Below are 24,866 nucleotides of genomic sequence, written 5' to 3'. Positions count from 1 at the left end.
CAGGCGGGTGAGCACACCATGTCCGACGCCGAACCCCCGCGTGAAGCGAAGCTTCTGCCGGACGCGATCCACGAAGCCGTGAAACCTGGAACCGCCCTGCTGCGGCTGGAGACGACACATGCTCGCGGGGGAGTTCTCGACGGCGCGTGGTGGCCGCGTTCCCGCGACATCGACGCCGAGTTGCCGAGCCTGATCACCGCGCTGACCGAGCACCTCGGACCCGTCACGCGCGTCGGCCTGGACTCCCGTGCCTGGGACGACCTACCGACACGACTGATCATCGACGACCGCGTCGTGCACATCGACTCCTTCCCGGTCAGTGACGACACCGTCCTCGTCACCCGAGGAGATCGAGACCACTTCTCCCTGCTGGTGATCCCACCGGACACGACTCCCGACACGGCACGCGCAGCCATGGCCCGGGCCGTCAGCGCCGACAACGCCACGGCCGAGCAGATCCTCATCGACACCAGGACCGGCCGGACACAACCGATCGCCACGGAAGCCCCGCAGACGGGCCGGAAACGCCGCGATACGCCGTGATGCAGAGCCCCGGGGCGGAGAGCCTGCCGCCCTCTGGACGTCCGGGTCCAGCCGCCGTAACACCGCGCCGGGGTGCGGTTGCACCAGCCCTCCACTTCCCGCAGGGGAAGGCGCAGCCGGCGGACCTCGTCGTTCCCGGGAGTCGATGGGCGAGCGGCGGGGGTTGAACGTCCGCGCATGCGAAAGGACCCCTCCCCGAGTTGGGGAAGGGCCCTTTCCGTGGAGCGCCGAGCAGGCCTTGCACCTACATCTCTCGTTTGGAGACGAGCATCTTTCCTTAGACGACCGACGCATCGAACCCCGCCCTCTCGGGCGGCGTTTGCAAGATCTACTGTACCCCATTCGGAGGGGGCGGAAGAACGTCCCGGGCGGTCACAGTGACCAGGCCTCCAGCAGTCGGGGCGGGGCCGCCTGCTTCCAGGAGTCGACGAGGATGTCGCGGAGTTCGTGGACGTCGTCGAGGGCGGCGAGGCGGACGCGGACCCAGTTGGAGCCGGCCTCGTGCGGGGGGACCCAGAACTTCTCGGGTTCGGCGGCGATGAGTTCGGCGCGCTCGTGCATGGGGCAGCGGACGGCGAAGGACGTCTCGTCGTCGGGGATGGTCACGAACATCTTCCCGGCCACGCGGAAGGTGGGCATGCTCCACGCCTCCTTCTCGACCGTCTCGGGGAGGGAGAGGGCGATCCGGCGGACGTCATCGGCATCTGCGGTGGTCATGGTCACTACGGTAAGCGGGCGGTGCGGGCTCGGGAGCATGGTGATCTCCGTCTTGGAGTGCCTGACCCCCGCAATCCGGGGGAGCCGTGGCGGCCAGGGAGACAGCACGCCCCGCCGCCACCTCGGTTCAGGAGGCGGCGGGGTCGCTCGCCCGGTGGTGGCCGCGGTGGCGGTCAGTACCGCAGCGCGTAGCGGATGCGGCGCAGTCGGGACTTCTCGCGTTGGGCGGCGTGGCTCCGGGAGTCCGCTTCCAGGAGCTCGCTGGCCTCCCGTACGCGGCGCTGGGCGATGGTCACGGCCTCGCCCACGGGCAACACCGTCGGCAGGTCGAAGATGCGGATGATCTGGTCGACCCGTTCTTCGACGCTGCCGCGGACGACGTGGTACGGCATCTCCATCTCCTCCAGGGTGTGGATGAGCAGTTCGTCGGACATCCGCCGGAAGCGCTCGGAGACGGGGCGGTGGCCGTCGGCCTTCATGGGGAACTCGACGGGGAGGTGGACGTACGCGTCGTAGGTCCGCTTGGCGCGGGCCTTGGTGATCTGGCCGTACGCCTGCATGTACTGGCGGTAGAAGCGCTTGACCGGCAACCCCGCGAGCTCGGTGAGGAGCTTGTGGAGGGCGCCGTCCCCCGGGTTGACGCCGACCCGCATGCGCGCCTCGCCGTAGATCCACTCGTGGATCACGGAGCCGTCGGAGACGAAGGAGCCGGGCATCGCCTCGTTGTGGATGCGCTCTTCGAGGCGGCGCAGGCCGAGGGCGAGGAGTTCGACGGCGGACAGCTCCTGCACCTGCTTGCCGGGGACGAGGTCCTTGAGGATCTCGCGCGAGGTCAGGGCGTGGGTGCGCGGGATGCCCGTGGCGACGGAGAGCGCCTCCGTGGTGGTGCTCTTGCCGGTGGAGTAGGTGCCGGAGATGGCCAGGTGGATGGGGTGTTCGGGCGTCCGTACGGCGCCTGACGGCGCGACGGTCGCGGTCGCGTCGCTCATGGTGTCTCCTCGCTTCCGACGGAGGGGCCCGAGTGGGGGCCAGGGGAGCCGGAGTGACCGGGAGCCTGACGTGTCGTCGTCCGCCGGAGGTTTCCCCACGCCAGGGCGGCGACCTCCGAGTTCAGCTCCCCGCTGGTCAGGATCGGGGGCGGGTCGACCGGCAGCGCCACGCCTGGGCGCGTCTCTGACGCCTCTGCCGGGCGCCTACCGGTCGCCGTTCCCGAGCGCGTCCCGATCCCCGTTCGCTTCTCCGCTCGCGGGTCCGACCGTGTGGTGTCCCCTCGCGCGTCTGTCCTCGTTCGTGTCACCGCTCTCACCACGCTCACGCGCAGTTCAGCCGCGCCGGCCCGGCGGGTTGCCCGGGCTCGTTGCGGACGGCCGGGAAGAGATGCCGTACGGCGGCGGCGAGGCACGCCTCCGACAGGGCTCCCGGCAGCAGCCGACGAGCGAAGCGCACCGACGTGGACGGCGCCGGGTCCTCCTCGGTGAGCAGGGCGGGAAGCAGGGCGCGCGGGGTGCGGGCGAGCGCCTCCTCGCTCTCGGCGAGGAAGTCCAGCCCACGGCGGCGCAGCGGGCCCGGCAGCCAGTCGAGGAGCGGCACCCGCAGATCGGTGACCTCCTCCCCGCGGGGCGACGTCGCGCACAGCGGCGCTGGCCCCGTGGACGCCGACGCCGACGCCGTCATCGGTTCCTCGCGGGTCAGGGCCGCGTACACCCGCCGTGGCGCGCGGGCCAGTTCCTCGCTGAGGACCGGGACGGTGGCCTCCGGAGCGTCCAGGACGACGAGCAGCGGAGCGCGCCGAGCGAGCTGTTCGTCCACCGTCATTCGATGCCGCGGTCCCGGCCATATTCCGATGGGCGTCCACCGCCCGTTTCCCCCGTTGTGCCAGGTGATCCTGGCCGGCCCCTCGAATACGATGAGGGCCTTTCCGGATCGCGTCATCGGCGATCCCGCGATTGAGCCGATCATTGCTGAATTCCCCCGTTTTCACTTACCGTTCTCAGGCGGCCCGTGCCATCGGCAGCTGGTGGGCTATCGAGCAGGAGCCGTGAATTCCGCGGAAGTCGTCGACCGCGAGATCCGAACAGCGCCACACCCCCGCGCCCATCCGCAGCGTCCGAGTCTTCGTCGTATAGGCGACGGCGTCGATCGGCCGGTCCAGGGGCCGCACCGGCGAATCCGCCTCGATGACGATCCGTCGCATCCAGAGCGTGTTGCTGGCGCCGCGCGACATCTCGTCCTGGCTGTAGAGCAGCACCTGGGCGAGCTGCGCGATGCCGACCATGCAGTCCACCAGGGAGACTGACGGCGCGTACGCCGCCTCCGCTCCGCGCGTGGCCGTGCTGTCCCCGGGCTCGGGGACGATGTGCTGACCCGCCCGCACCCGCTGGCCGGCGAGGTCGACCGCCACGCCCTCCGAGAAGAGCCGCCGCGTCTTGTAGCCGTCGCCGTAGTGCCTGGTCCGGGCGGGGCCCAGCGCCTCGTCGCCGGTGGCGTACACCGCCGCCGGACGGCCGGCGCGATCGCCCGCCCCCGCCGCGTGCTCCAGGACGCAGCGCACCTTCAGGCTGCCGATACGGCAGTCGTACGTGCTGCGCAGGGTCGTGCCGCGGCCGGCTTCAGCCGCTGTGGCGAACTCCGCTGTGGCGCGTTCGTCTCGCGTGGCTCCCGTAGGTCCCGGCGCCTCGGTGATCTCACTCAGTCGCGCCCGGACGGGGAAGCCCGCCAGGTCCTCGTGCGGCCTGGAGCCGGCGCGGATCTCGGCGGCCGGCAACCAGGTGTGGCGCTGCTGCTCCGCGGTGAGCGAGCGGCTGTGGTTGAGCTGGATCTCGGCGAGCTGAGCCGCCAGCACCAGGGCGTCGATGCTGCTGAGGTGCGGCCGCAACCGACTGGCCGTGGACTTGCGAGACCAGTCCAGCGGGTAGCTGAGGCCCGCGCGGGCGACGACAAGCGCGCCGGGCACGGCCGGGCCGCCCGCCGTCACGTCCGCCAGATTCTGGCCGACCCGTTTGTAGCCGCTGCCGAAGAACCTCTCGTCGCCCGGGCCCAGGCAGGCGTCGAGAGAGGTGAAATAACGATCCCCCGTGATCATATGAAACTGCCCTTCCCCCGTGGCACGCAATACTCGTGAGGCGCGCCGTCACCGAGTCACATCAGGTCGTGAACTCGATGCCGATGAGGCTAGCATGAGGGAAAGATCACCCAAGAGGTTTTATGTCTCCATCGTGAAACCGAAACCGGAATTGCCATAACCGGCTCCTCGGCAAGCGGAGGAGAAAGGGCGGGAAAACGAACGATCGGATTCCGGGGGCCGGAATCCGATCGCGGTGAACGGAGAGGGTCATTCGCAGGAGATCACGCTGGGCCAGCGATCGGCCAGCAGACGGCGCAGGATCTGCCGCAGCCGCTCCCGGTCCCGGTCCACCACCGTGGCCAGGAAGCGCTCCTCGACCTCCCCCACCGCCAACGACGCCCGTCCGAGCGCCCGCCGTCCGTCGTCCGTGAGGTGGAGGATGTAGCGCCTGCGGTCCGCGGGGTTGCGGCGCCGCTCCACATGGCCGGCCGACTCCATCTCGTCGATGATCGCGACCATGGTGGTGGGGTCGAGGTTCAGCAGGCGGCTCAGGTCCTGCTGGGAGAGCGGATGCCTGCCTTCGAGCGCCGCCAGCACGTAGAAGTAGCGCATCCGCATGCCCTGCCCCTCCAGGACCTGCTCCGCCTCCTGCATCAGCAGCGCGCCGGCCTTGTTCAGCAGGTATCCGGTCCGGTTGACGAGCGGGAAGTCGAAGGTCGCATCCTCCGCGTCGGGGACGGCCCCGGTGCCGGACCCGGCCCCGGGCCCGGGCGCGACATCGCGCGCGCCCACCTCGGCGCCGGCCCCGGAGGCGGGCTCAGGGGTCTGGACGGTGTGTGGCATGGGCCGCGCTCCCATCGTCGGGGTGGTTCTCCCGGCGGCGTTACCGCCCGCCGAAACCTCAGTGAAAGCCGAAAGCCAATAGTAGAACTGACCGATCGTCGGATGACCGTGAGATCGATGCGGCGCCCCACAGAACAGGCCCGCGCCCAGGAGCCCTGGATTCCTGGAGCCCTGGATTCCTGGAGCCCTGGATTCCTGGAGCCCTGGAGCCCTGGAGCCCTGGAGCCCTGGAGCCCTGGCCCCCTGGAGCCTTGGATCCCTGGTGCCCCGTACCCAGGATCCCTGGATCTCTGGATCTCTGGATCTCTGGATCTCTGGATCTCTGGATCTCTGGATCTCTGGATCTCTGGATCTCTGGATCTCTGGATCTCTGGATCTCTGGATCGAGGGTCCCGGGATCGACGGGCCTGGGACCGCCGGCGGGAGTGGGAGCGGGACCGTGAGCGGACGAGACCGCGAGGGCGGTGGCGCCCCGCCAGGCACCACCGCCCTCCCCCCCGCGGGATACGCGGAACCTCACCCCCGTAGGCTCCGCGTACGCCGGTACGCCGTGGTCACACCGCGACTTCGACCCGTCCCCGGTCCGGGCCGGGCGGCTCCGACGCGCCCGCGGCCCCGACGCCCTCCGGGTCGTACGCCTCCGCGCCCGCCAACGCGCTCTCGTGCAGATCGCGGGTGCGGATGAAGGCGAACGCGATCACCGCCCCCAGCGCCGCGATCACCGCGCACACGACCATGACCTCGTGCAGCCCGTCGACGAAGGCCGCGCGCGCCGCCTGGTCGAGCCCCGGACGGACGGCGACCGGCGCCGAGGCCGCGGCCTCGACACCGCCGCCGGCCGCCACGGCGTGGCCGAACTCCTCCGCTCCGGCGCCCAGTCGGCCGCCCGCCTCGGAGGCGGCGAAGAGGTCGGCCACCCGGGACTGGAAGAGCGCGCCGATCGCGGCGATGCCGACGGCCACGCCCACCTGCTGGAAGGTCTCGCCGATGCCGGAGGCCATGCCCGCCTTGGACGGCTTGACCACGGCGATGGAGAGTGAGGCGCGCGGCGGGTTGAAGAGCCCCATGCCGGCGCCGGTCGCCACCATGGCGGGCAGCAGCGCGGTCCACTCGCTGTCCGCGTCCACCAGGGTCACCAGCCACAGCCCCGCCGCGACCAGGGCGAGCGCCAGCCCGACCAGGATCCGCTGGGGAACCACCGTGGTCAGGCCGCCGGCGACGGCCGCGGCGACGAAGAGGGTGAGGGTGAGCGGCAGGAAGCGCAGGCCCGTGCCCCAGGCGGAGAAGTCCAACACGTTCTGCACATAGGAGATCTGTAGGAAGAGCGCGGACATGGTCGCCGCGGCACACAGCAGCGTCACCGCCGAGAGGCCGTTGAAGGTCACGTTGCGCCCCAGCGACAGCTCCAGCATCGCCCGCTCGCCCAGCCGCGCCTCGACCGCGAAGAAGACCACGAACAGCAGCCCCGAACCGATGAACATGCCCACGATCGGCGCGCTGCCCCAGCCCTCCGCCTCGCCGCGCAGGAAGCCGAGCACCAGCAGCGCCAGCGCCGCGGAGAAGGTGACCAGCCCCCACCAGTCGACGGGGTGCGCCTCCGGATCCCGGGACTCGCGCATCCGCAGCATCCCGATGCCCATCGCGACGACCCCGACCGGCACGTTGACCAGGAAGATCCACCGCCAACCGAGCCCATCGGTGAGCGCGCCGCCGATCAGCGGGCCGAACGCGATGGCCAGGCCCACGACCCCGCCGAACACCCCGAACGCCTTACCGCGGTCCTTCCCCCGGTACTCGTTCCCGATCAGGGCGGGACCGATCGCGAACAGCACCGCCGCGCCGAGCCCCTGCACGCCCCGCGCCACCGACAGGAAGCCGGCGCTCGGCGCCACGCCGCAGGCCAGCGAGGCGGCCAGAAAGATCACGAAGCCGGCGTTGAACATCCGCTTCCGACCGAACCGGTCCGCCAGCGAACCGCTGGTGAGCAGGAAGACCGCCAGCCCCAGCGCATAGGAGTCGAGCACCCATTGCAGATCGGAGAAGCCTGCGTCGAAGGATGCGCGCATGTCCGGCAGGGCGACGTTCACCACCGTCAGATCGAGCATCAGCATGAACGCCGCGACGCACACCGCGGCGAGCGTCCAGCCGCGCCCGCCGCCCCGCGCGACGCACACCGCGGCGGCCCCCCTCGACGAAGTCGAACCGTCACCGTCCGCGACCTCCGACGCGGCCGAAAGCGGTACGGCCGACGGTAACGCACCCGGCGGGTGCGGGTGCTTCCCCCGTGCGTTCGACATCTGCCCCCCCGTAGACGATCTCAATCATCTGCATTTCCTACGATCCAGAACGGTACGGATGGCATGGCGGACCGTCAACCACTTCCACGACTTGTGCGGCCCTCCAACTCACGCCATTGGCACGCCCGTTGGAGTTCAGGCCAGCAACCTGTTGGAGTTCAGACCAGTAAAGGAGGCTCGCGGTCCGGTGTGTCCGGTGTCGGTTACGGCCGGCGCCGGGGCCGGAGTTCATCGGGGCCGCCGCCCGCGCGGGGTGCGGCCGACTCCCGCGCGGGAGCCCGGTCACCAGCCGGGCGGTGACCGGGCGTACGGAGGCGAGCCGGGCCTACGGCGGTCGAGCGCGCCCCGGCGGCGCGCGACGGCCGGGCGTTCCGCGGCCGCGCGCGCCGTGATCCGGCGTCGACCGGGACGGCCGGCCGCACGGTGACGAGTCGGCTAGAGGCCGATGTCCCGACGCCGGATGTCCTCCAGCGACTCGCGCCGTACCAGCAGTCGCGCGCGGCCCTCGGCGACGGCGACCACCGGCGGGCGGCCGACCAGGTTGTAGCCGGAGGCCATGGAGAGGTGGTACGCCCCGGCCACGGGTACGGCGATCACATCTCCGGGTCGGACGTCCTCGGGCAGCTCCGCCCCGCCCGCCAGGATGTCGCCCGCCTCGCAGTGGCGGCCCACGACGGTGGCGGTGCGGGGCGCGGCCGTGGAGTGACGGCCGACCAGACGGGGCGCGTATCGCACGCCGTACAGCGCGGGCCGCGGGTTGTCGCTCATGCCGCCGTCGACGGCGACGAAGGTGTGCTCGCCGGAGCGCTTGACCGACAGCACCCGGTACAGCGCCACGCCCGCGGGCCCGGCGATGGCCCGGCCCGGCTCGATCATCAGCCGGGGCACGGCCAGCCCGGCCGCCGCGCAGCTCTCGGCGAGCTCCAGGCGCACCTTGCGGGCCAGCGCGGTGACGTCCAGGGCGGGTTCGCCGGGACGGTAGGCGATGCCGTGGCCTCCGCCGAGGTCGAGCTCGGTGAGGGTCACGCCGTGCTGCTGGTGCACCCGGGCCATCAGCCCGACCAGGCGGCGCACCGCCTGGAGGTACGGCTTGACGGTGGTGATCTGGGAGCCGAGGTGGCAGTGCAGACCGGTGAGCTCCAGGCGCGACTGGTCCAGGATCCGGGTGATGGCGTGGTGGGCCGAGCCGTCGGTGAGCGACAGGCCGAACTTCTGGGCGTCCGTACCTGTCTGGATCTTGGCGTGGCCGCCCGCGGTGATGCCGGGCACCACGCGGACCATGACCTTCTGGCGACCTCCGGCCGGGACCTCGGCCGCCAGCCGGGCGATCTCCGAGGTGGAGTCGATCACGATGCGACCGACGCCGAGCCGCAACGCGGAGTGCAGGTCCTGCGGGCTCTTGGCGTTGCCGTGCAGCACGATGCGCTCCACCGGGAAGCCGGTGGTCACCGCGAGTTCCAGTTCGCCCGCGGAGCACACGTCCAGGCCGAGGCCCTCCTCCTGGACCCAGTGCGCCATGGCGCGGCACAGGAAGGCCTTCGCCGCGTAGTGGATGTCGGCCTCGGGGAAGGCGTCCCGGTAGGTCCGGCAGCGGGTGCGCACCTCTTCCTCGTCGAGGACGTAGACGGGGGTGCCGAAGCGGTCGGCGATCTCGGTGAGCGGGACGCCGCCCACGGCGAGGTCGGCTCCGGCCAGGGGCCTCGTCGAGGCCGGCCACACGGACAGGGCGGCGGCCGGGACCGCCTCCCGTGCCGCTCCGACGGCGGTTGCGGGGGCGGGGCCGGAGGCGGATCCGGGGGCGGGGGCGGCGGTGGTTCCGGTGACGGATCCGGAGCCGGCTCCCGTGGTGGCTCCAGCGGTGGCTCCGGGGGCGCTCTGGACACGGCCGGCGCCGCGGGGGGAAACGGCTTCCCGCGCGGTGGTGCGCGCGCTGTCGGCCGGGGCCGGCGCGGAAGCGGTGGACCGCGCGGGGCGGGCTAGCGGGATGGACATCTCGATGGCCTCCTCAGCCGATCCGCAGCGTCAGGCGCGGGCGCGGGTCGCGGGACGCTGTCGCGGGGACGGCGGCGGGCGGGGGCGTGGGGGCGGGGGCGGCCAGCTGGGGGTCCACGGTCACGGAGGTGGCGCCCAAGGGGGCGGTCAGCGCCCGCAGTGCGGGCTCGCTGAGCCGGACCCACGGCTGCTCGGCGCCGAGCACGGCGGCGAGCCGCTGGGGGGAGCTGAAGGCGACCGCCATACGGTCGCCCAGCGGGGTGCGGAACATGCGGGCCGCGTAGCCCGCAGGACCCGACCGGACGGGGACGATGAGAGGTCCGGCCGGGCCGGGATCTGAGGGCTCCGGGTCTTCTGCGTACAGATGCGCGTTCACGACGCTCCTCCTCGACGAAACGGGTGCCGCCCGGGCCACTGGTGTGGACCAGGGCGCGCACTGACGCTATGCCCGTCCCGGCGGGGTCCGTTCGCGTCCCTGACGCATCATTGACATACGTTGGGAAAGCGTTGACGCGATCCTGTCGATCATCAGTATTGATGGCACGGTCAGAGATGTATGCCGGCCTCAGCGCGGCGGCCGGGTGTCCGACCCGGCCACCGGGTCACGCCGCTCGTCGCCGTACGCCGCTCGTCTCGGCACTCCGGTCGTCTCCGCGCGCCGTGTCTCCATGCGCCGCGCGGCGCGGGCAGGGCACCGTAGCCGGCGCAGGAGGCCAGGCCCGGATAGGCCACGCCCGGCCCCGGGCACGGGGCCGGGGCCGTCGGGCGTCGGACGCCGTCAGCCGGAGGCCGCCGCGGCGTCCCGCACCGCCCGGAGCACCTCATGGGCGAAGTCCGCGCTGGACTGGGGATTCTGGCCGCTGATCAGGTTGCCGTCGACGACCACCTTGCTGGTCCACGGCTCACCGGCCTCGAAGGCCGCGCCGAGCTGGCGCAGCCGGCTCTCGACCAGCCATGTCAGGTCCAGGCCCGTCTCCCGCTCCTCCGCGTCCGTGAAGCCCGTCATGCGGCGACCGGCGAACGCGAAGGCGTCGTGTTCCACGCGCGCGGGGATCAGCCCGGCCACCCCGTGGCACAGCGGGGCGATGATCTTGCCGAGGCGGTCGGCCTCGACCAGCAGCCGGCCCAGATCGCCGTCGAAGGCGAGGTCGACCATCGGGCCGTGCCCGCCGGGCAGCACATACGCGGCGTAGTCGGCCGCCGCGATGTCGGCGATGCGCAGCGGGGCGGCCAGGCTGGGGCCCATGGAGTCGAGGTACGCGCGGTAGCGCCGCACATCCTCCTCGTCGACGCCCCCGCGCGGGTCGAGGCTGGCGGGGTCGACGGTGGGCACGGCACCGGCCGGGGTGGCGATCCGGACCTCGGCGCCCGCGCCGGTGAGCAGATCGTGGGTGACGGCCACCTCCTCGGCCCAGTAGCCGGTGGGATGTGCGGTGCCGTCGCTGAGGGTGAGACTGTCCGCGGCGCTCACCATCATGAGGATCTTCGTCGTCATGCCGTCGACCGTAGGTGTCGGTGATTCCGGTTCCCGGGAGGCGCCGGGAGGCACACCGTCGCCTCCCATCGGAAAGCCGAGGGAGGCGACGGTCGGCTACACGCTCGCGACGACGCGGCGGTGTGCCGCGCCGGCACCGTCGCGGCGAGGCGGCGGTGGGGTGATGGTGTGGCTACGTGACCACCTTCCTGTTGCGCATCACCATGCCGGCGGCGATCAGACCCAGCAGACAGGTGATGGCGCCGACGATGATGTTGTTCAAGATCATTCCAGCGTCGGGGGACCCCGTGACCACCCACGGGGAGATGATCAACCAGACGCCGATCGCACACATGGTCCAGCACAGGCTGTACATGCGGGTCGGCGCCACGGTGAGCCCGAGACCCAGCACGGCCACGCATATGCCCAAGATCAGGTTGTGCATGGCGAGGTCGGTGTTGCCTGAAAAGTGCACCACCCACGGAGAGACAGCAAGATACAGACCGGCAAGCAGCACCGGTCCGTCCACGAACACCACATCCCGTTCACCGAGCAGCCGGGCGTAGCGCTCCCGCATCTCGGACACGTCGGGGTGGCCCCTAAGATCAGTTCTGTGATGCGAGACGTCGGCCATGCGACTCGCCTCCTTCGATCATGCAGGTCTGACCGCGCGGTGCAACGGCGCACCGCACCACCATTGTGCGCCACGCCTTGATTTATAGGTAGATGTCGGTTTTGCAGCAGTGAGAGCAGCAAGGGCGTGACGCGTCGTGAAGCCAGATCTGACGAACTGCCCCGGCCCGATCGCACCCGGCGGCGAAGCCGTGGTCGGCCGGGACGAGCTGCTCGCGCGGGCGCGTGAGCGGCTGGCCCAGGGCGGCAGCGTGCTGCTGCACGGCCCGGCCGGGATCGGGAAATCGACCCTGCTGCGGGCCCTGACCGTCGAGTTCCGCGCGCGGAGCGCGCAGACCGCGCAGAGCGCAGGCGGCGCGACGCGTGGGGGCGACACCGGCGAGGCGCGGGACACCGGCGGGACGCACGGCGTACGCGGCGCCCACGACACGACCGGCATACAGGGATTGGCCACCGCGCGGCACACGAACGGCTTGCGGGAGACGCCCGGCGGCCCGGGCACCGGCGGCAGGCCGGCCGTTCCCGGTCCGTGGTCGGCCCCCCACGGCGCACCGGCGGCACCGACGACACCTGCGACACCGGAAGCCTCGGGTGGCGGCACCGTCCGGCTGCTGCGCTGCTCCCCCACCGAGTCCGAGGCGCATCTCCCGTTCCTGGCCCTCATCGACGCCCTGGGACCGGTCGCCGACGAGGTCTCCCACGCGCTTCCGCCGTCCCAGCGCGCCGTGTTGGACGCGGCGCTGACCGGGCGGCGGGGAGCGGCGGAGCACGGCGACGGACTCGCCCTGCGGCTCGCCGTGCTGTCGGTCTTCCGAGCGCTGGCGGCGCAGGGGCCGGTGCTGCTGGTCGCCGACGACCTGCAGTGGATGGACGCACCCAGCGCTGAGCTGCTGGCGTTCGCCGCGCGGCGCCTCGGCGAGCTGCCGGTACGGGTGATCGCAGCCGTACGGACGGAGACCCCCGGGGAGGGCCCCTCCGGAGGCGGCTCGGACGACGTCGAACGGCATCTGCGGATGCTGCCGCCGCCCGCGCGGGCGCTGCCCGTCCCGCCGCTCACCCCGGCCCAGACCTCGGAGTTGCTCGCGCGGCGACGACGTGCGGGGGCCGCCGGGGCGCTGCCGGGTGCCGTACTGCGCGAGGTTCACCGCACCAGCGGGGGCAACCCGCTCTTCGCCCTGGAACTGGACCGCGCGCTCACCGAGTTGGGCACCACGCCACGCCCCGGCGACCCGCTGCCCGTGCCGACCAGCCTGCGCACTCTGGTGCTCCACCGGCTGCGCGCGCTGCCGCCGCGGGTCCGCACCACCCTCCTCATCGCCAGCGCCGGCGCCCGCCCCACCCTCGCGCTGCTGTGGAAGGCGGGGCGCACCGAAGCGGAGGCCGACATCGCCCGCGCGGCCGCGCTCGGCATCGCCGACATCGAGCACGACTACGGGCGGATCGAGCCTCCCGGGCCGGGCGCTCCGTTCAACCCCATAGCCACCCGACCCCGGGCCGGGCACACCTCCGGTTCCGGCGCCACGACCGTTCCCGCCGCCCTGGCCGGCCCCGCCGTTCCCTCCGCTCCCCTCCCGCGCGGTTCGGCCGTCGGCTCCTCCGACGGGGCCACCGCCGCCGATCTCCAGGGCGCCTCGTACGGCCACGCGACCGCGCCCGCGTACGACCACGAAGCCCCCTCCGGGGACGGACTCCCGGACCAGGACGGACTGCCGCGCGGGGACGGACTCCCAGACCGGAACGGACTCCCGCGCGAGGACGGCCTGCCTGACGGTGACGGCGGCGGGAAGCACGCGTACGAACCGGCACCCCCGCAGCCGTCGGGGGCTGGCGCGGACCGCTTGCGCGGCGCGGAAGGCGCGCATGGCGCGGACCGCGCGCACAGCGCCGAAGGCGCGCACCGCACGGCCCACGTGCGCAGCGCGGACCGCGCGCACGGCACGGCAGGCGCGCACACCACGAGCGGCGTGCACGGCGTCGACGACCCCGACGACGCCCACGGGGCATGCTGCCGCCATGAGCACGCGCAAGGCGCCATGGACGACGCGGACGCCGGGGACGGCGGCGGGCCGCGCGGCGGGCACGACACGACCGTGCGCTTCGCGCATCCGTTGATCTCCGCCGCGCTCTATGCGGAGGCGACACCGCTGGAGCGGCGGGCCGCGCACGCCGCGCTCGCGCGGGCCTCGGCCGACCCGATCGAGAGCGCGCGGCACCTGGCGCTGGCCACCCCGGAGCGCGACGCGCGGGTGGCGTGCACGCTCGCCCGCGCGGCCGCCGTGGCGCGGGAGCGGGGCGCGCCGGCGACGGCGGCGGGGTTGGGGCTGCTGGCGGCCGAACGCACCCCGGAGCACGAGCCGCGGACGGCAGTCGGGCGGCGGCTGGAGGCCGCCGAGGACGCGCTCATGGCGGGCGAGCCCGAGCTGGCCCGGCGCACCGCGTACGAGGTGCTCGCCGCCACCGCGCACCCGGCCGACCGGGTGCGGGCCTGGATCGTGGTCATCGACTCCGTGGGGCAGGCGATGGCGGACGTCGACGACGTGTTCCCGCAGGCGCTGGCTGACGCGGGCGACGACCCGCGGCTGCTCGCTTTGGTGCGCTACCAGTTGTCGTGGCGCGCCATGCTGGTGCTGGGTTCGCTGTCGCAGGCCCGCGCGGAGGCCGCCGGAGCGGCGGCGCTGGCCGCCGTCGCGGGGGACCGCCGCACTGAGCTGCTCGCCCTCTCCTTCCAGGCGTTGAACGAGACCCTGATGGGTCATCAGGACGCCGAGGACACCCTGTCCGCCGCGCTCGCCGAGCCCCAGGACCCGCGGGTGGCCTGCGACCACAACGGCCCCGGCTACACCCACTTCCGCTGTCTGCTGATGGGGGATCGACTGGACGAGGCGCGGGCCACGATCAAAGGGCTGGTCGCCCTCGCCGAGCAGCGCGGGGCCGTGGAGGGCCAGATGCTCTTCCTGCGCGGGCTCGCGGAGGCCGAGCTGCGGGCCGGCCGGTGCGGGGACGCGCTCGAGCTCGCCCACCGCAGCCTGCGGCTCGCCCGCGACGCCGGGATGGGCGAGGGGCCCGTCCTCCAGCTGACGGCCCTCGCGGAGGCGGCGGGCGGCAGCGTGCCCCGCGCCCTGGCGCTGGCCAGGGACGCCGTGCACAGCGCCGAGGAGGACGGCGACCTGCTCTACCTGGCACGCAACCTGTACGCCCTGGGTCACGCCAGGCTCACCGGCGGGGACGCCGAGGGCGCGGTGTCCCCGCTGCGTCGGGTCCGGGACATGGAGCGCGGCCAGGGCGTCACCGACCCGGCCCGCGGCCGCTGGCAGGGCGACCTGGCCGAGGCGCTGGTGCGGGTGGGCGAGCTCGCCGAGGCGCGGGAGGTCATCGCCGACACCCGCGCGTCCGCGCTCCGGCTACGCCGGCGCGGCGTGCTGGCCGTGCTGGACCGCGCGGAGGCGCTGGTACAGGCCGCCGAGGGCGATCTGAACGGCGCGGCGTGCGCGCTACGGTCCGCGGCCCGCACCCTCCGCGCGCTCGGCTACCGGGTGGAGGAGGGCCGGGCCGAACTGGCCCTGGGTCAGGTGGAGCTGAGCCGTGGCGACCTGCGAGCGGGGCGTGAGGCTCTGGAGGCCGCCGCGCGGGTCTTCCGGCGCGCCAAGGCCCGCCCCTGGCTGGAACAGGCGACGACCTACCTCACGGCCCTGGAGGCGGCGCCGAGCGCGCCTCCCGGTGAGACGCCGAGCGGGGAATGCCCTGCCTCCGGCGGCCTGTTGGAGGGTCTCGCCGAGATGGAGAGGCGGGTCGCCGGGCTGGTCCTGGAGGGCGCCACCAACCGGGAGATCGCCGCGCGGCTGTTCATCAGCGTGAAGACCGTGGAGGCCACCCTGACCCGGGTCTATCGGAAGCTGGGCATCCGCTCGCGCGTCGACATCGTCAGGCTCGCCTCCCGCGGCAGCTGACTCGCGCGGAGGCGCACTCGCACGGAGGCGCACTCGCCCGGCAGCGACCCTCGCGGCAGCGCACTCGCGCGGCAGCGCTCTCGCGCGGGGGACTGACTCCCGCGCGGGGCGAACGCCCTCCGCCGGGCGGACGGTTGCCCGCGCGGGCCGCGCCCGAGCTCCGACAGTGCCGGCGAAATCCCCACGAAACACGGCCGAAACCTCTCCGCGACACGTGAGACAGGGGGTTTTCCCTAGCCAGCTCTTCCAAGGGACAACCCTCATTGGGCGCGTCGAGTGACCGCTCTTAGCGTTCCCCCATCGACGACGAAGTCGACAAGTCTCCCGTCGGTGAACAACGCATCACATCCGGTACACGCACCGTGTTCGTCAGTCCGCGTTGACCAACCCTCCACCACCGGCGGGCAACCCCCCACTCATCATGACGCTCCCGAGGAGACTCATGCTGTTCAAGCTCCCCCGCCGCGCCACCATCGCAGCCGCCGCCATCGGTCTGGCGGCTTCCCTGGGCGTGACCATGTCCGCGACCTCGGCGCAGGCCGCCACCAAGCCGGACGCCGGCAGCTCGAAGACGAGCGTCGCCAAGCCGATCGTCGGCGGCTCGACGACGACCGCCAGCGCGTACCCGTACGTCATGCAGATCACCGACGCGGACGAGAACCAGTTCTGCGGCGGCACGCTGGTCACCCCGACGAAGGTCGTCACCGCGGCGCACTGTCTGGTGGGCGAGAACACCAGCAGCATCCGCGTCGTCGGCGGCCGGACCTACCGCAACGGCACCAACGGCACCGTGGCGAGAGTCAGCAAGATCTGGGTGCACCCGGACTACCGCTCGGTGACCAAGGGCGACGACATCGCCGTGCTGACGCTGTCGACGGCCATGCCGTACTCCACCGCCAGCTACGTCTCCTCGTCGGAGACCGGCGTCTACCGAGCGGGCACCACGGCTCGCATCATCGGCTGGGGCACCACCAGCTCCGGCGGCTCCTCCTCGAACCAGCTGCGCACCGCCACCGTGCCGACCACCACGGACAGCACCTGCAAGACCGCCTACGGCTCCCGCTTCATCGCCTCCGACATGGTCTGCGCCGGCTACCAGCAGGGCGGCGTGGACACCTGCCAGGGCGACAGCGGCGGCCCGCTGATGATCGGCGGCCGGCTGGCCGGCGTCGTCTCCTGGGGCGACGGCTGCGCGGACCCGGGCGTCCCGGGCATCTACACCCGGCTGACCACCTTCTCCTCGCTGGTGTCGGCCCAGGTCAACTCCTGACCCTCGCCTCCTCAGACCCCTCACTCCACTCCATCCCCACACCCTGACCGCCGCAGCGCGGTCCACCGCCCCGGCGGCTCCCGGCCGAATGCCACGCACCGGCCGGGAGCCGCCGGGTCCCGTTTGTCGGTGGCGGCTGTCAGGCGGTCGCCCTTGCCGCCCTCCGCAGGCGCCCGCCGCAACAAGGTGGCGGCGGCGCTGACCGACGCGGGGCCGTCGGCGGAGCGGGACAGCACCCCGAGCCAGCGATCTTCGTCACAACGACGGCGCCGTCCGGGCGATGAGGGCGCGCCGGCACCGGGCGGCTGAGCCGAGGTCGAGTCCAGGAGGCGTTCGAGCCGGCGCCGGGGCGGCGCGCGAAAGTCGACCGTCTGGTTCAATAGGGGGTATGGCCAGCACTTACGACCACGAGAAGGCGATGGGTCGCTTCGACCTCGAGCCCTTCTGGCCGTCTCGGCAGGCGCACGACTTCGACCGCGAGTGTTGCCGCGTCTCCGACGCGCGGGCCCGCTCGCTCAGCTGACGCCTCTTCACCTCGCACCTCTCGCGCTCAGCCGAGCTCAGTCTTCACCAGCGGCCAATGCCCCGCGCACACGACGTCCCCTGACGCCCCTCTGCGCGAAAGAAGCTGACCCTTCATGACGAACGTCCGTTCCCTGTCCGCTCCTTCCTCCGCCTCCACCGCGCTTCCGCATGCGCATCGGCATCGGCTCCGAGCCGTCGCGTCGGACGAGGTACCCCCTGTCGCCGAGCTGCTCCACTCCGGCGCGACCTGGCTGCCCGCTCCCCCGAGCGCGCTGCCCGTGCTGCCCGGACAGCCGCCGATGGTCGGCTATCTGGTGCTGGTCCCGGCCGAGCGTCCGGCCGAGCCGGCCGCCGAGCCTGTCGCCGCCCACGGCGACGAGCTGGTACGGATCGACACCGAGCAGCGCACCGCGCGGGTCGAGGGGCAGCTGCTGGACCTGACCTACCTGGAGTTCGAGCTGCTGGCCCACCTGGTCACCCACCCGCACCGGGTGCACACCCGCGACCAGTTGGTCACGACGGTGTGGGGCTACGGCCACGTCGGTGACGGCCGGACCGTGGACGTCCATGTCGCCCGGCTGCGGCGGAAGTTGGGTGCCAAGCACCGCGGCACGATCGTCACCGTCCGCCGGGTCGGCTACAAGTACGTGCCGACCACCTGACCGTCGCGGCGCACCGCCCGCTGACTAGGCTGGCGCCGTGGCGCCGCGCACCCGTGAACCGCCCGTCCGTGGTTCACGCCCCACGCGCGCCCCGACGCCAGCGCTCAGCCGAGGAGTGTGTGCCGTGAAACTCGATCATCTGCTCCCTTCGTACGACTTCCGGTCCCACTACCATCGGCGCATCGCGGCCGACGCGGAGACCACCTGGCGCGCCTTCCGGTCGCTGACCGTCGAGGAACTCCCCACCGTCCGACTGCTGTTGCGGCTGCGCGGGCTGGGGCGGCTGCGGCTGAGCGGACCGGTCACCGAGGTCTTCCCGATCCCGTTGCTGGCCGGGGGCCACCACGAGGAGGTGCGCGGCCAGGCGGGCAAGTACTGGCAGCCGCGCCCCTCCTACGCCCCGCTGCCCGCCGGCGACGCGGACGCCTTCCGCGACTTCGCCGAACCCGGCTGGGCCAAGGCCGCGGTCGGGGTGCGCGTGGTGCCCGACGGCGACGGCTGTGTGCTCTCCGCCGAGACCCGCGTCAAATGCACCGACACCCGCTCCCTCGGCGCCTTCGCTCCCTACTGGATCCTCATCAAGGCCGGCGGGGCGGGGCTGATCCGGCTGGAGACACTGCGGGCCGTCGCCGCCCGAGCCGAAGCGGCATCCGACGCCTGACGACGCCGGGCACTCCCCGCACCCACGCCTCCCGCCGGGCCCTTGTGGCCAGCGTCGCTGCCCCCGCCCCCGTACAGCGGGTACGGGTGCCGTTCCCGGCCGCGGGGGGCCGGGCCGCCCCTCACACGGCACGGCGCCGGGTGGCGCGGTCCGAGAACGCGCCACCCGGCGGGGAATGACGCGGGTCAGCGACCCGCCGGCATCCGCGGGCGGTCGTAGGGGGACCGGGCCGTCTCCGCGGGGGCCGCGTGGTCGAGGTGGGGCAGCCAGCGGAGCCAGCGGGGCAGGAACCAGTTGCGCTCGCCGAGCAGCGCCATCACGGACGGGAGCAGCACCATCCGGACGAGGGTGGCGTCGACCAGGACGGCGACCGCGAGGCCGACGCCCATCTGCTGCATGTCCTGCATCTTGAGCAGGGCGAAGACCGCGAAGACGGCGACCATGATGGCCGCGGCGCCGGTGACCGAGCCGGCGGTGGCGCGGATGCCCTCGGCGATGGCGTCACGCGTGGACAGGCCGCGGTCGTATGCCTCACGTATCCGGGAGACCACGAAGACGTGGTAGTCCATCGACAGTCCGAAGAGGACGACCAGGACGAAGAGCGGCATCCAGCTCTCGATCGCGCCGGCCGGCTCCATGCCCAGCGCCTCGGCGCCCCATCCGTGCTGGAAGACGGCGACCATCGTGCCGTAGGCGGCGCCCACCGACAGCAGGTTGAGGACGATGGAGGCGAGGGCGATGGGCAGCGACCGGAAGCAGACCAGCATCAGCAGGAAGGTCACGGCCGCGATGAAGAGCAGGACGGGCGCGATGCCGGCCTTCAGCTGATCGTTGAAGTCGAGGGAGTCGGCGAGGTCACCGGAGACGTACGCCTTGTCGGCGGCGGGGGCGAGCAGTTGCGGCACGAGCTCGTCGCGCAGGGTGTCCAGGGCCCGCTTGGAGGTGGCGTCGCTGCCGTCGCCGGCGAGGGGCACATCGATGGTGGCGACGCCCTGCTCGCGATGGAGCCGCACGTCGATGGGCTTGCCGAACTCCGGGGACGCCTCGGCGCGCCGGGTGAAGTCGGCGACGGCGTCGCGGAAGGCGGGGGCGGTCAGATCGTCGGCGCGCAACACCACCTGGGCCGGGGCCGGGCCGCCGGGGAAGCTCTCGGTGATCTCCTGGTAGGCGATGGTCAGTTCGGCCTCGGAACCGAACTGCTTCTGGAGGCCGAGGTTCTCGGTCTTCATGCCGAGGGCCGGCGCGCACAGCGCCAGCAGCAGGGCGCCGGAGGCTATCGCGAAGAGCTTCGGCTTGGCGAGGACCGGCCGCATCAGGGCACCGGAGATGCCGCCGCTGGCGTGCACGCCCTTCTTCCGACGGCGGTTGAGGAAGGGAATACGGCCGGCGTCGATCCGGTCGCCGAGCCAGGACAGCAGGGCGGGGAGCACGGTCACCGAACCGAGCATGGCCACCGCCACGACCAGGATGGTGGCGACCGCGAAGCCCTTGAAGAGCATCAGCCCGGACAGGAACATCCCGGCCATGGCGAACATGACGGTGAGCCCGGAGACCAGCACCGCCCGGCCGCTGGTGGCGGCGGCGATGCGCAGCGCCGTCTCGGCGTCGCGGCCGGCGGCCCGCTCGTCGCGCTCGCGCCGCAGATAGAACAGGCAGTAGTCGACGCCGACCGCGAGGCCCATCAGGAACATCACCGAGTTGGTGGTGGCGTCCATCGGCAGCAGCCGGCTGGCGAAGGCGAGCAGACCGAAGGTGGCGACGCAGGCGGTGACGGCGAGCACGACCGGCAGCAGGGCGGCGACCAGAGCGCCGAAGACGACCAGCAGGATGCCCAGGGCCAGCGGAACCGCGGTGATCTCCGCCGTCTTGAGATCACTGGAGAGCAGATCATCCAGCCACTTCTTCGAGCTGGCGTCGCCGAACTCGTAGACCTCGACGTCCGTGCGGTCCGCGGTGGCCTCGACGACGTCCAGGACCGGCTGCACCCGGTCGGCGGCGGTGTCCGATTCTCCCTTGATCTCAAAGCTGATCAGGGCCTCACGACCGTCCTCGGAGCGAACCGGGGGCTGGATCCGCTGGGTCTCACCGGTCTTCTCCAGCCGCGAGGTCAGCTCGCGGGCCGCCTCCCGCCAGCCGTCGGGGGCGGCGCTGCGGACCATCACCATCTCACCCGCGGGGGTGTCGAGCCCGGCGTCCTCCAGGATCTTCTGGGCGCGGGCCGAGTCACCCGCCCCGTTCTCCGACGTGGTGGTCTCGCGGCTGCCCAGGGCGCCGCCTATCGCCGCGACGACCACGACGAACAGCAGCCAGCCGATGATCGCGGTCTTTCGGTGGCGGGTGCTCCAACCGCCGAGCCGTACCGCGAGGTTCTGCCTCATGACGTGTTTCCCCCGAAGGTGAGGACTGGGTGGGTGAGGACTGCGTGCGTCACGGCCCCGTCGAGGACCGCGTGCTTCACGGCCCCGTCGAGGGCCGCGTGCGTCACGGCCCCGTCGAGGACCGCGTGCTTCACGGCCCGATGGAGGCCGAGTGCGTCACGTCTTCGACGGTAGAAACCGGCGCGGCGCCGGCCCAGCCGGTTAGCCCCCGAGCGCCCGAGGCGTAGGGCGAGGGTGGGGGGTGGTGCTAGCACCACCCCTGCACGGGTGCCGGGCCCAGTGACCGATCATGGTGGGGAATCCAGACTGGTCGTGTGCCCGAGATCCGGGCGCGGTGCCCGGGTGCGGGCGCGGACGTACGGGGAGAAGACAGCATGAAGGTCCGGAGTGCGCTGACCTCCGCCGTGCAGGGGCTGGCGATCGCCCACATGGCGGTGATCTGTTCGATCACGCTGTCGGCGCTGACGCTCGTGTCCATCGCGCTGATCCCCGTGGGCGTCGGCCTCATCACCACCCCGCTCGCGGTGACCGCGCTGCGCGGCTACGCCGACTACCGGCGGCGGCTGGCCCACGCCTGGGGCGAGCTGCCGATAGCGTCGCCCTACCGATCGACCCCCGCCCCGCTGCACGGCGGGTTCGTGGGGTACGTGAAGCAGTGCTCGGCACTGCTCAGGGACCGGGCCACCTGGCGGGATCTGCTGTGGCTCCAGATCGACGCGACGGCCGGATTCACCACCGCGATCCTGCCGTTCGCGCTGCTCGTCGAGGGGCTGTTCGGCTATGTGTTGGCCGCCGGGGTCTGGGAGCCGATCGTCAGGGCCGAGGACACGTACTGGTACACGTTCCTGCCGGTCACCGGCCAGGACACGGCCTTCCTCGCGGCCGCGCTGGGCACCGCCTGGATCGCGCTGGTGCTGGGCGCCGGGCAGGCCATCATGCACGGGCACTATCTGGTCAGCCGCGCCTTCCTCGCACCGACCCCCGCCATGGAGCTGAGCGCCCGGGTGCGGCAGCTGACCGAGACCCGGCACGACGCCATCGACACCTCCGCCGCCGAGCTGCGGCGCATCGAGCGCGATCTCCACGACGGCGCGCAGGCCCGGCTGGTCGCCGTGGGCATGAGCCTCGGCACCGTCGAGGCGCTGATCGAGAAGAACCCGGCCAAGGCGAAGGCACTGCTGGCGGCGGCGCGCGCCGACTCAGCCGAGGCGCTGTCCGAGTTGCGCGACCTGGTCCGTGGCATCCACCCGCCGGTCCTGGCCGAGCGCGGCCTGGGCGACGCGGTGCGGGCCCTCGCGCTGCGGATGCCGCTGCCCATCGAGGTGGACGTGGAGTTGGCAGGCCGGGCCGAGGAGCCGGTCGAGGCGGCCGTGTACTTCGCGATCAGCGAGGTGCTGACGAACGCCGCCAAACACTCGGGCGCCGGGCGGATATGGGTGGACGTGCACCACGCGGACGGCTCCCTGCGGATCGCGGTCACCGATGACGGGCAGGGCGGGGTCGACATCGAGGCCGGAACCGGAATCCGGGGCGTGGAGCGGAGGTTGGGCACCTTCGACGGGGTGTTGGCGGTGAGCAGCCCGCTCGGCGGACCCACGATGGTGACCATGGAAATACCGTGTGAGCTTCGTCCGCAAGGGATATGACGGTGCGTTGGATCAGGCTCCACAGCACACACCGTCATACCGGCTGGCAGGTAGGGGTTCTGGCGCCGATAGGGGGGCGTCACGGTGGGAATTCACCGGAATGAGGGATTCAATGGTTGCGGCAGGCATCTAAATGCCGCCGTGCACCACACCCCACAGGAAAGGCCCCTCATTCCCATGACCACAACCCCCCACGAAGTGGCCATGCCCATAGCGCCGGAGGAGACCGAACGCACCCTTCGCTTCGCGGGCCCCGCGACCTTCGGCCGCATCCCGCGCCTGGACCAGGTCGGAAAGACGGACATCGCGGTGGTCGGCGTACCGTTCGACTCCGGTGTCTCCTACCGCCCCGGCGCCCGCTTCGGCGGCAACGCCATCCGTGAGGCGTCCCGCCAGCTGCGCCCCTACAACCCGGCCCAGGACGCATACCCGTTCCACTACGCCCAGGTCGCGGACGCCGGCGACATCACCGCCAACCCGCACAACCTCAACGAGGCGATCGAGAACATCGAGGCGGGCGCCGAGGAGCTGCTGTCCACGGGCGCGCGGCTGATGACGCTGGGCGGCGACCACACCATCGCGCTGCCGATCCTGCGCGCGGTCGCCCGTAAGCACGGCCCGGTCGCGCTGCTGCACTTCGACGCGCACCTGGATACCTGGGACACCTACTTCGGCGCCGAGTACACCCACGGCACCCCGTTCCGGCGCGCGGTCGAGGAGGGCATCCTCGACACCTCCGCGCTCTCCCACGTCGGCACCCGCGGCCCGCTCTACAGCAAGGAGGACCTGGACGAGGACACCAAGCTGGGCTTCGGCATCGTCACCTCCGCCGACGTGATGCGGCGCGGGGTCGACGAGGTGGTGCAGCAGCTCAAGGAGCGGATCGGCAAGCGGCCGCTCTACATCTCGATTGACATCGATGTCCTCGACCCGTCGCACGCCCCCGGCACCGGCACTCCCGAGGCGGGCGGGCTCACCTCGCGGGAGCTGCTGGAGATCGTCCGCGGGCTCTCCGACTGCCACCTGGTCTCCGCCGACCTGGTCGAGGTCGCCCCCGCGTACGACCACGCCGAGATCACCTCGGTCGCCGCCTCGCACACGGCGTACGAGCTGGTCACCATCATGTCCCGGCAGATCGCCTTCTTCCGCTGGCTGGAGGCGCAGAAGCAGCCGTAGCGCGTGCCGTAGCGCGCACCCTCCCGCCCGGCGCCGGGACGACCGGCCGGCATCAGGATGACCAGCCGGCACCGGGACGGCCCGCCGGCACCCGGACGACCGGCCCGGCAAACGGACGCCCCGCCCGGCAACGGACCACGGCCCCGGGCCGGCCCCGCCGCCGGCGCCGTGACCGGACGATCCGCCGCCGGGCGAGGCGAGGGTAGATTGGCGGCCGTGCGTGTAGTCCTTGCCGAAGACCTCTTCCTGCTCCGCGACGGCCTGGTGCGCCTGTTGGAGGCGTACGACTTCGAGATCGCCGCGGCGGTCGAGAGCGGCCCGGAGCTCAGCCGCGCGTTGGCCGAGCTGAAGCCGGACGTCGCCGTGGTGGACGTCCGGCTTCCCCCGTCCTTCACCGACGAGGGGTTGCAGTGCGCGCTGGCCGCGCGGCGCGCCACGCCCGGACTGCCGGTGCTGGTGCTCTCCCAGCACGTGGAGCAGTTGTACGCGCGCGAGTTGCTGGCGGACGGCAGCGGCGGCGTGGGCTATCTGCTCAAGGACCGGGTGTTCGACGCCGACCAGTTCGTCGACGCGGTGCGGCGGGTGGCGGGGGGCGGCACCGCGATGGACCCGCAGGTCATCTCGCAGCTGCTGACGCGGCGTTCGCAGGACAAGCCGATGGGTCATCTGACGCCGCGTGAGCGCGAGGTGATGGAGCTGATGGCCCAGGGCCGGTCCAACGCCGCGATCGCGTCCCAGCTGTGCGTCACCGAGCGGGCCGTCGCCAAGCACACCTCGAACATCTTCGCCAAGCTCGGCCTACCGCAGTCCGACGACGACAACCGCCGGGTGCTGGCCGTCCTGGCCTACCTCGACCGCGGGGTGTGACCTCCGGCCCCTCCCGCCCCTCCCCGCCCCCCCCTTCCCGCCCCTCACCACCCCTCCGGCGCCCGTACCCAGCGGTTTCCTCCGTACGGCCCCATTGCTCCCGCCCGTAACGGATGGTTAACGTGCCGTGCGCACACGAACGTTGGCCTGTGTTTTCCATGGTTCTTTGGG

At 72.4% G+C, this 24,866-nt stretch carries 20 protein-coding genes and 1 tRNA gene; 9 read left to right on the top strand and 12 right to left on the bottom strand.

Annotation, left to right across the window (positions count from 1 at the left end; genetic code table 11):
• Window positions 1–18: 18 nt before the first annotated feature.
• The gene (locus tag LRS74_RS24815) at window positions 19–543 is read left to right on the top strand and encodes a DUF5994 family protein (protein WP_277743084.1); all 525 of its coding nucleotides are present in this window, start codon (window positions 19–21) and stop codon (window positions 541–543) included.
• A 220-nt stretch (window positions 544–763) separates the two neighbouring features.
• On the opposite strand, the gene LRS74_RS24810 is transcribed toward LRS74_RS24815, so the two are convergent.
• The 11 genes from LRS74_RS24810 to LRS74_RS24760 all read right to left on the bottom strand — a co-directional run bounded on the left by LRS74_RS24810 (window position 764) and on the right by LRS74_RS24760 (window position 11,564).
• Window positions 764–835 (bottom strand) — tRNA-OTHER (locus LRS74_RS24810).
• A gap of 80 nt (window positions 836–915) precedes the next feature.
• Window positions 916–1,260 carry an MmcQ/YjbR family DNA-binding protein gene (locus LRS74_RS24805; protein ID WP_277743083.1) on the bottom strand — a complete coding sequence of 115 codons (345 nt, stop codon included), beginning with the start codon at window positions 1,258–1,260 and terminating at the stop codon, window positions 916–918.
• A gap of 173 nt (window positions 1,261–1,433) precedes the next feature.
• Window positions 1,434–2,249, bottom strand: a complete 816-nt coding sequence (locus LRS74_RS24800) for an ATP-binding protein (RefSeq protein WP_277743082.1) — start codon at window positions 2,247–2,249, stop codon at window positions 1,434–1,436.
• A gap of 322 nt (window positions 2,250–2,571) precedes the next feature.
• A complete protein-coding gene (locus tag LRS74_RS24795; protein WP_277743081.1) occupies window positions 2,572–3,069 on the bottom strand; it encodes a hypothetical protein in 498 nt (165 codons plus the stop codon).
• 181 nt (window positions 3,070–3,250) lie between these two features.
• Complete coding sequence (locus tag LRS74_RS24790) at window positions 3,251–4,342, bottom strand: AvrD family protein (RefSeq protein ID WP_277743080.1); 1,092 nt, start codon at window positions 4,340–4,342, stop codon at window positions 3,251–3,253.
• Between the two features lie 249 nt (window positions 4,343–4,591).
• Window positions 4,592–5,167 carry a MarR family winged helix-turn-helix transcriptional regulator gene (locus LRS74_RS24785; RefSeq protein ID WP_277743079.1) on the bottom strand — a complete coding sequence of 192 codons (576 nt, stop codon included), beginning with the start codon at window positions 5,165–5,167 and terminating at the stop codon, window positions 4,592–4,594.
• Between the two features lie 554 nt (window positions 5,168–5,721).
• Complete coding sequence (locus LRS74_RS24780) at window positions 5,722–7,341, bottom strand: MFS transporter (RefSeq protein ID WP_277743078.1); 1,620 nt, start codon at window positions 7,339–7,341, stop codon at window positions 5,722–5,724.
• Window positions 7,342–7,899: 558 nt separating this feature from the next.
• Window positions 7,900–9,456 carry a diaminopimelate decarboxylase gene (gene lysA / locus LRS74_RS24775; RefSeq protein WP_277743077.1) on the bottom strand — a complete coding sequence of 519 codons (1,557 nt, stop codon included), beginning with the start codon at window positions 9,454–9,456 and terminating at the stop codon, window positions 7,900–7,902.
• 13 nt (window positions 9,457–9,469) lie between these two features.
• On the bottom strand, window positions 9,470–9,832 hold the full coding sequence (locus LRS74_RS24770; protein ID WP_277743076.1) for an SAV_915 family protein: 363 nt from the start codon (window positions 9,830–9,832) through the stop codon (window positions 9,470–9,472).
• A 402-nt stretch (window positions 9,833–10,234) separates the two neighbouring features.
• Window positions 10,235–10,951 carry a type 1 glutamine amidotransferase domain-containing protein gene (locus LRS74_RS24765; RefSeq protein WP_277743075.1) on the bottom strand — a complete coding sequence of 239 codons (717 nt, stop codon included), beginning with the start codon at window positions 10,949–10,951 and terminating at the stop codon, window positions 10,235–10,237.
• A 172-nt stretch (window positions 10,952–11,123) separates the two neighbouring features.
• On the bottom strand, window positions 11,124–11,564 hold the full coding sequence (locus LRS74_RS24760; RefSeq protein WP_277743074.1) for an SPW repeat protein: 441 nt from the start codon (window positions 11,562–11,564) through the stop codon (window positions 11,124–11,126).
• Between the two features lie 607 nt (window positions 11,565–12,171).
• Here LRS74_RS24760 and LRS74_RS24755 point away from each other — a divergent pair.
• The 5 genes from LRS74_RS24755 to LRS74_RS24735 all read left to right on the top strand — a co-directional run bounded on the left by LRS74_RS24755 (window position 12,172) and on the right by LRS74_RS24735 (window position 18,628).
• Window positions 12,172–15,510, top strand: a complete 3,339-nt coding sequence (locus LRS74_RS24755) for a LuxR family transcriptional regulator (protein WP_277744916.1) — start codon at window positions 12,172–12,174, stop codon at window positions 15,508–15,510.
• A gap of 517 nt (window positions 15,511–16,027) precedes the next feature.
• Window positions 16,028–16,780: a serine protease gene (locus LRS74_RS24750; RefSeq protein ID WP_277744915.1), complete on the top strand. Its 753-nt coding sequence runs from the start codon at window positions 16,028–16,030 to the stop codon at window positions 16,778–16,780.
• A 388-nt stretch (window positions 16,781–17,168) separates the two neighbouring features.
• A complete protein-coding gene (locus tag LRS74_RS24745; RefSeq protein WP_260867847.1) occupies window positions 17,169–17,303 on the top strand; it encodes a hypothetical protein in 135 nt (44 codons plus the stop codon).
• 115 nt (window positions 17,304–17,418) lie between these two features.
• Window positions 17,419–17,967 (top strand): winged helix-turn-helix domain-containing protein, encoded by a 549-nt coding sequence (locus LRS74_RS24740; protein ID WP_277743073.1) that lies wholly within the window; start codon window positions 17,419–17,421, stop codon window positions 17,965–17,967.
• 124 nt (window positions 17,968–18,091) lie between these two features.
• Window positions 18,092–18,628, top strand: coding sequence for a hypothetical protein (locus tag LRS74_RS24735; protein WP_277743072.1), 537 nt, complete (start codon window positions 18,092–18,094; stop codon window positions 18,626–18,628).
• A 185-nt stretch (window positions 18,629–18,813) separates the two neighbouring features.
• Here the strand turns inward: LRS74_RS24735 and LRS74_RS24730 are convergent, their stop codons facing one another.
• Window positions 18,814–21,006 (bottom strand): MMPL family transporter, encoded by a 2,193-nt coding sequence (locus LRS74_RS24730; protein WP_277743071.1) that lies wholly within the window; start codon window positions 21,004–21,006, stop codon window positions 18,814–18,816.
• Window positions 21,007–21,380: 374 nt separating this feature from the next.
• Between LRS74_RS24730 and LRS74_RS24725 the strand changes: the two genes are divergently transcribed.
• The 3 genes from LRS74_RS24725 to LRS74_RS24715 all read left to right on the top strand — a co-directional run bounded on the left by LRS74_RS24725 (window position 21,381) and on the right by LRS74_RS24715 (window position 24,695).
• Window positions 21,381–22,652 carry a sensor domain-containing protein gene (locus LRS74_RS24725; RefSeq protein WP_277743070.1) on the top strand — a complete coding sequence of 424 codons (1,272 nt, stop codon included), beginning with the start codon at window positions 21,381–21,383 and terminating at the stop codon, window positions 22,650–22,652.
• 204 nt (window positions 22,653–22,856) lie between these two features.
• Window positions 22,857–23,828, top strand: coding sequence for an agmatinase (gene speB / locus LRS74_RS24720; protein ID WP_277744914.1), 972 nt, complete (start codon window positions 22,857–22,859; stop codon window positions 23,826–23,828).
• Between the two features lie 216 nt (window positions 23,829–24,044).
• Window positions 24,045–24,695 (top strand): response regulator transcription factor, encoded by a 651-nt coding sequence (locus LRS74_RS24715; protein WP_277743069.1) that lies wholly within the window; start codon window positions 24,045–24,047, stop codon window positions 24,693–24,695.
• Window positions 24,696–24,866 lie beyond the last annotated feature (171 nt).

Origin of the sequence: Streptomyces sp. LX-29, assembly GCF_029541745.1 — a bacterium.
Classification (GTDB): Bacteria; Actinomycetota; Actinomycetes; order Streptomycetales; family Streptomycetaceae; genus Streptomyces.
This window is presented reverse-complemented; position numbering and strand designations above follow the sequence as displayed.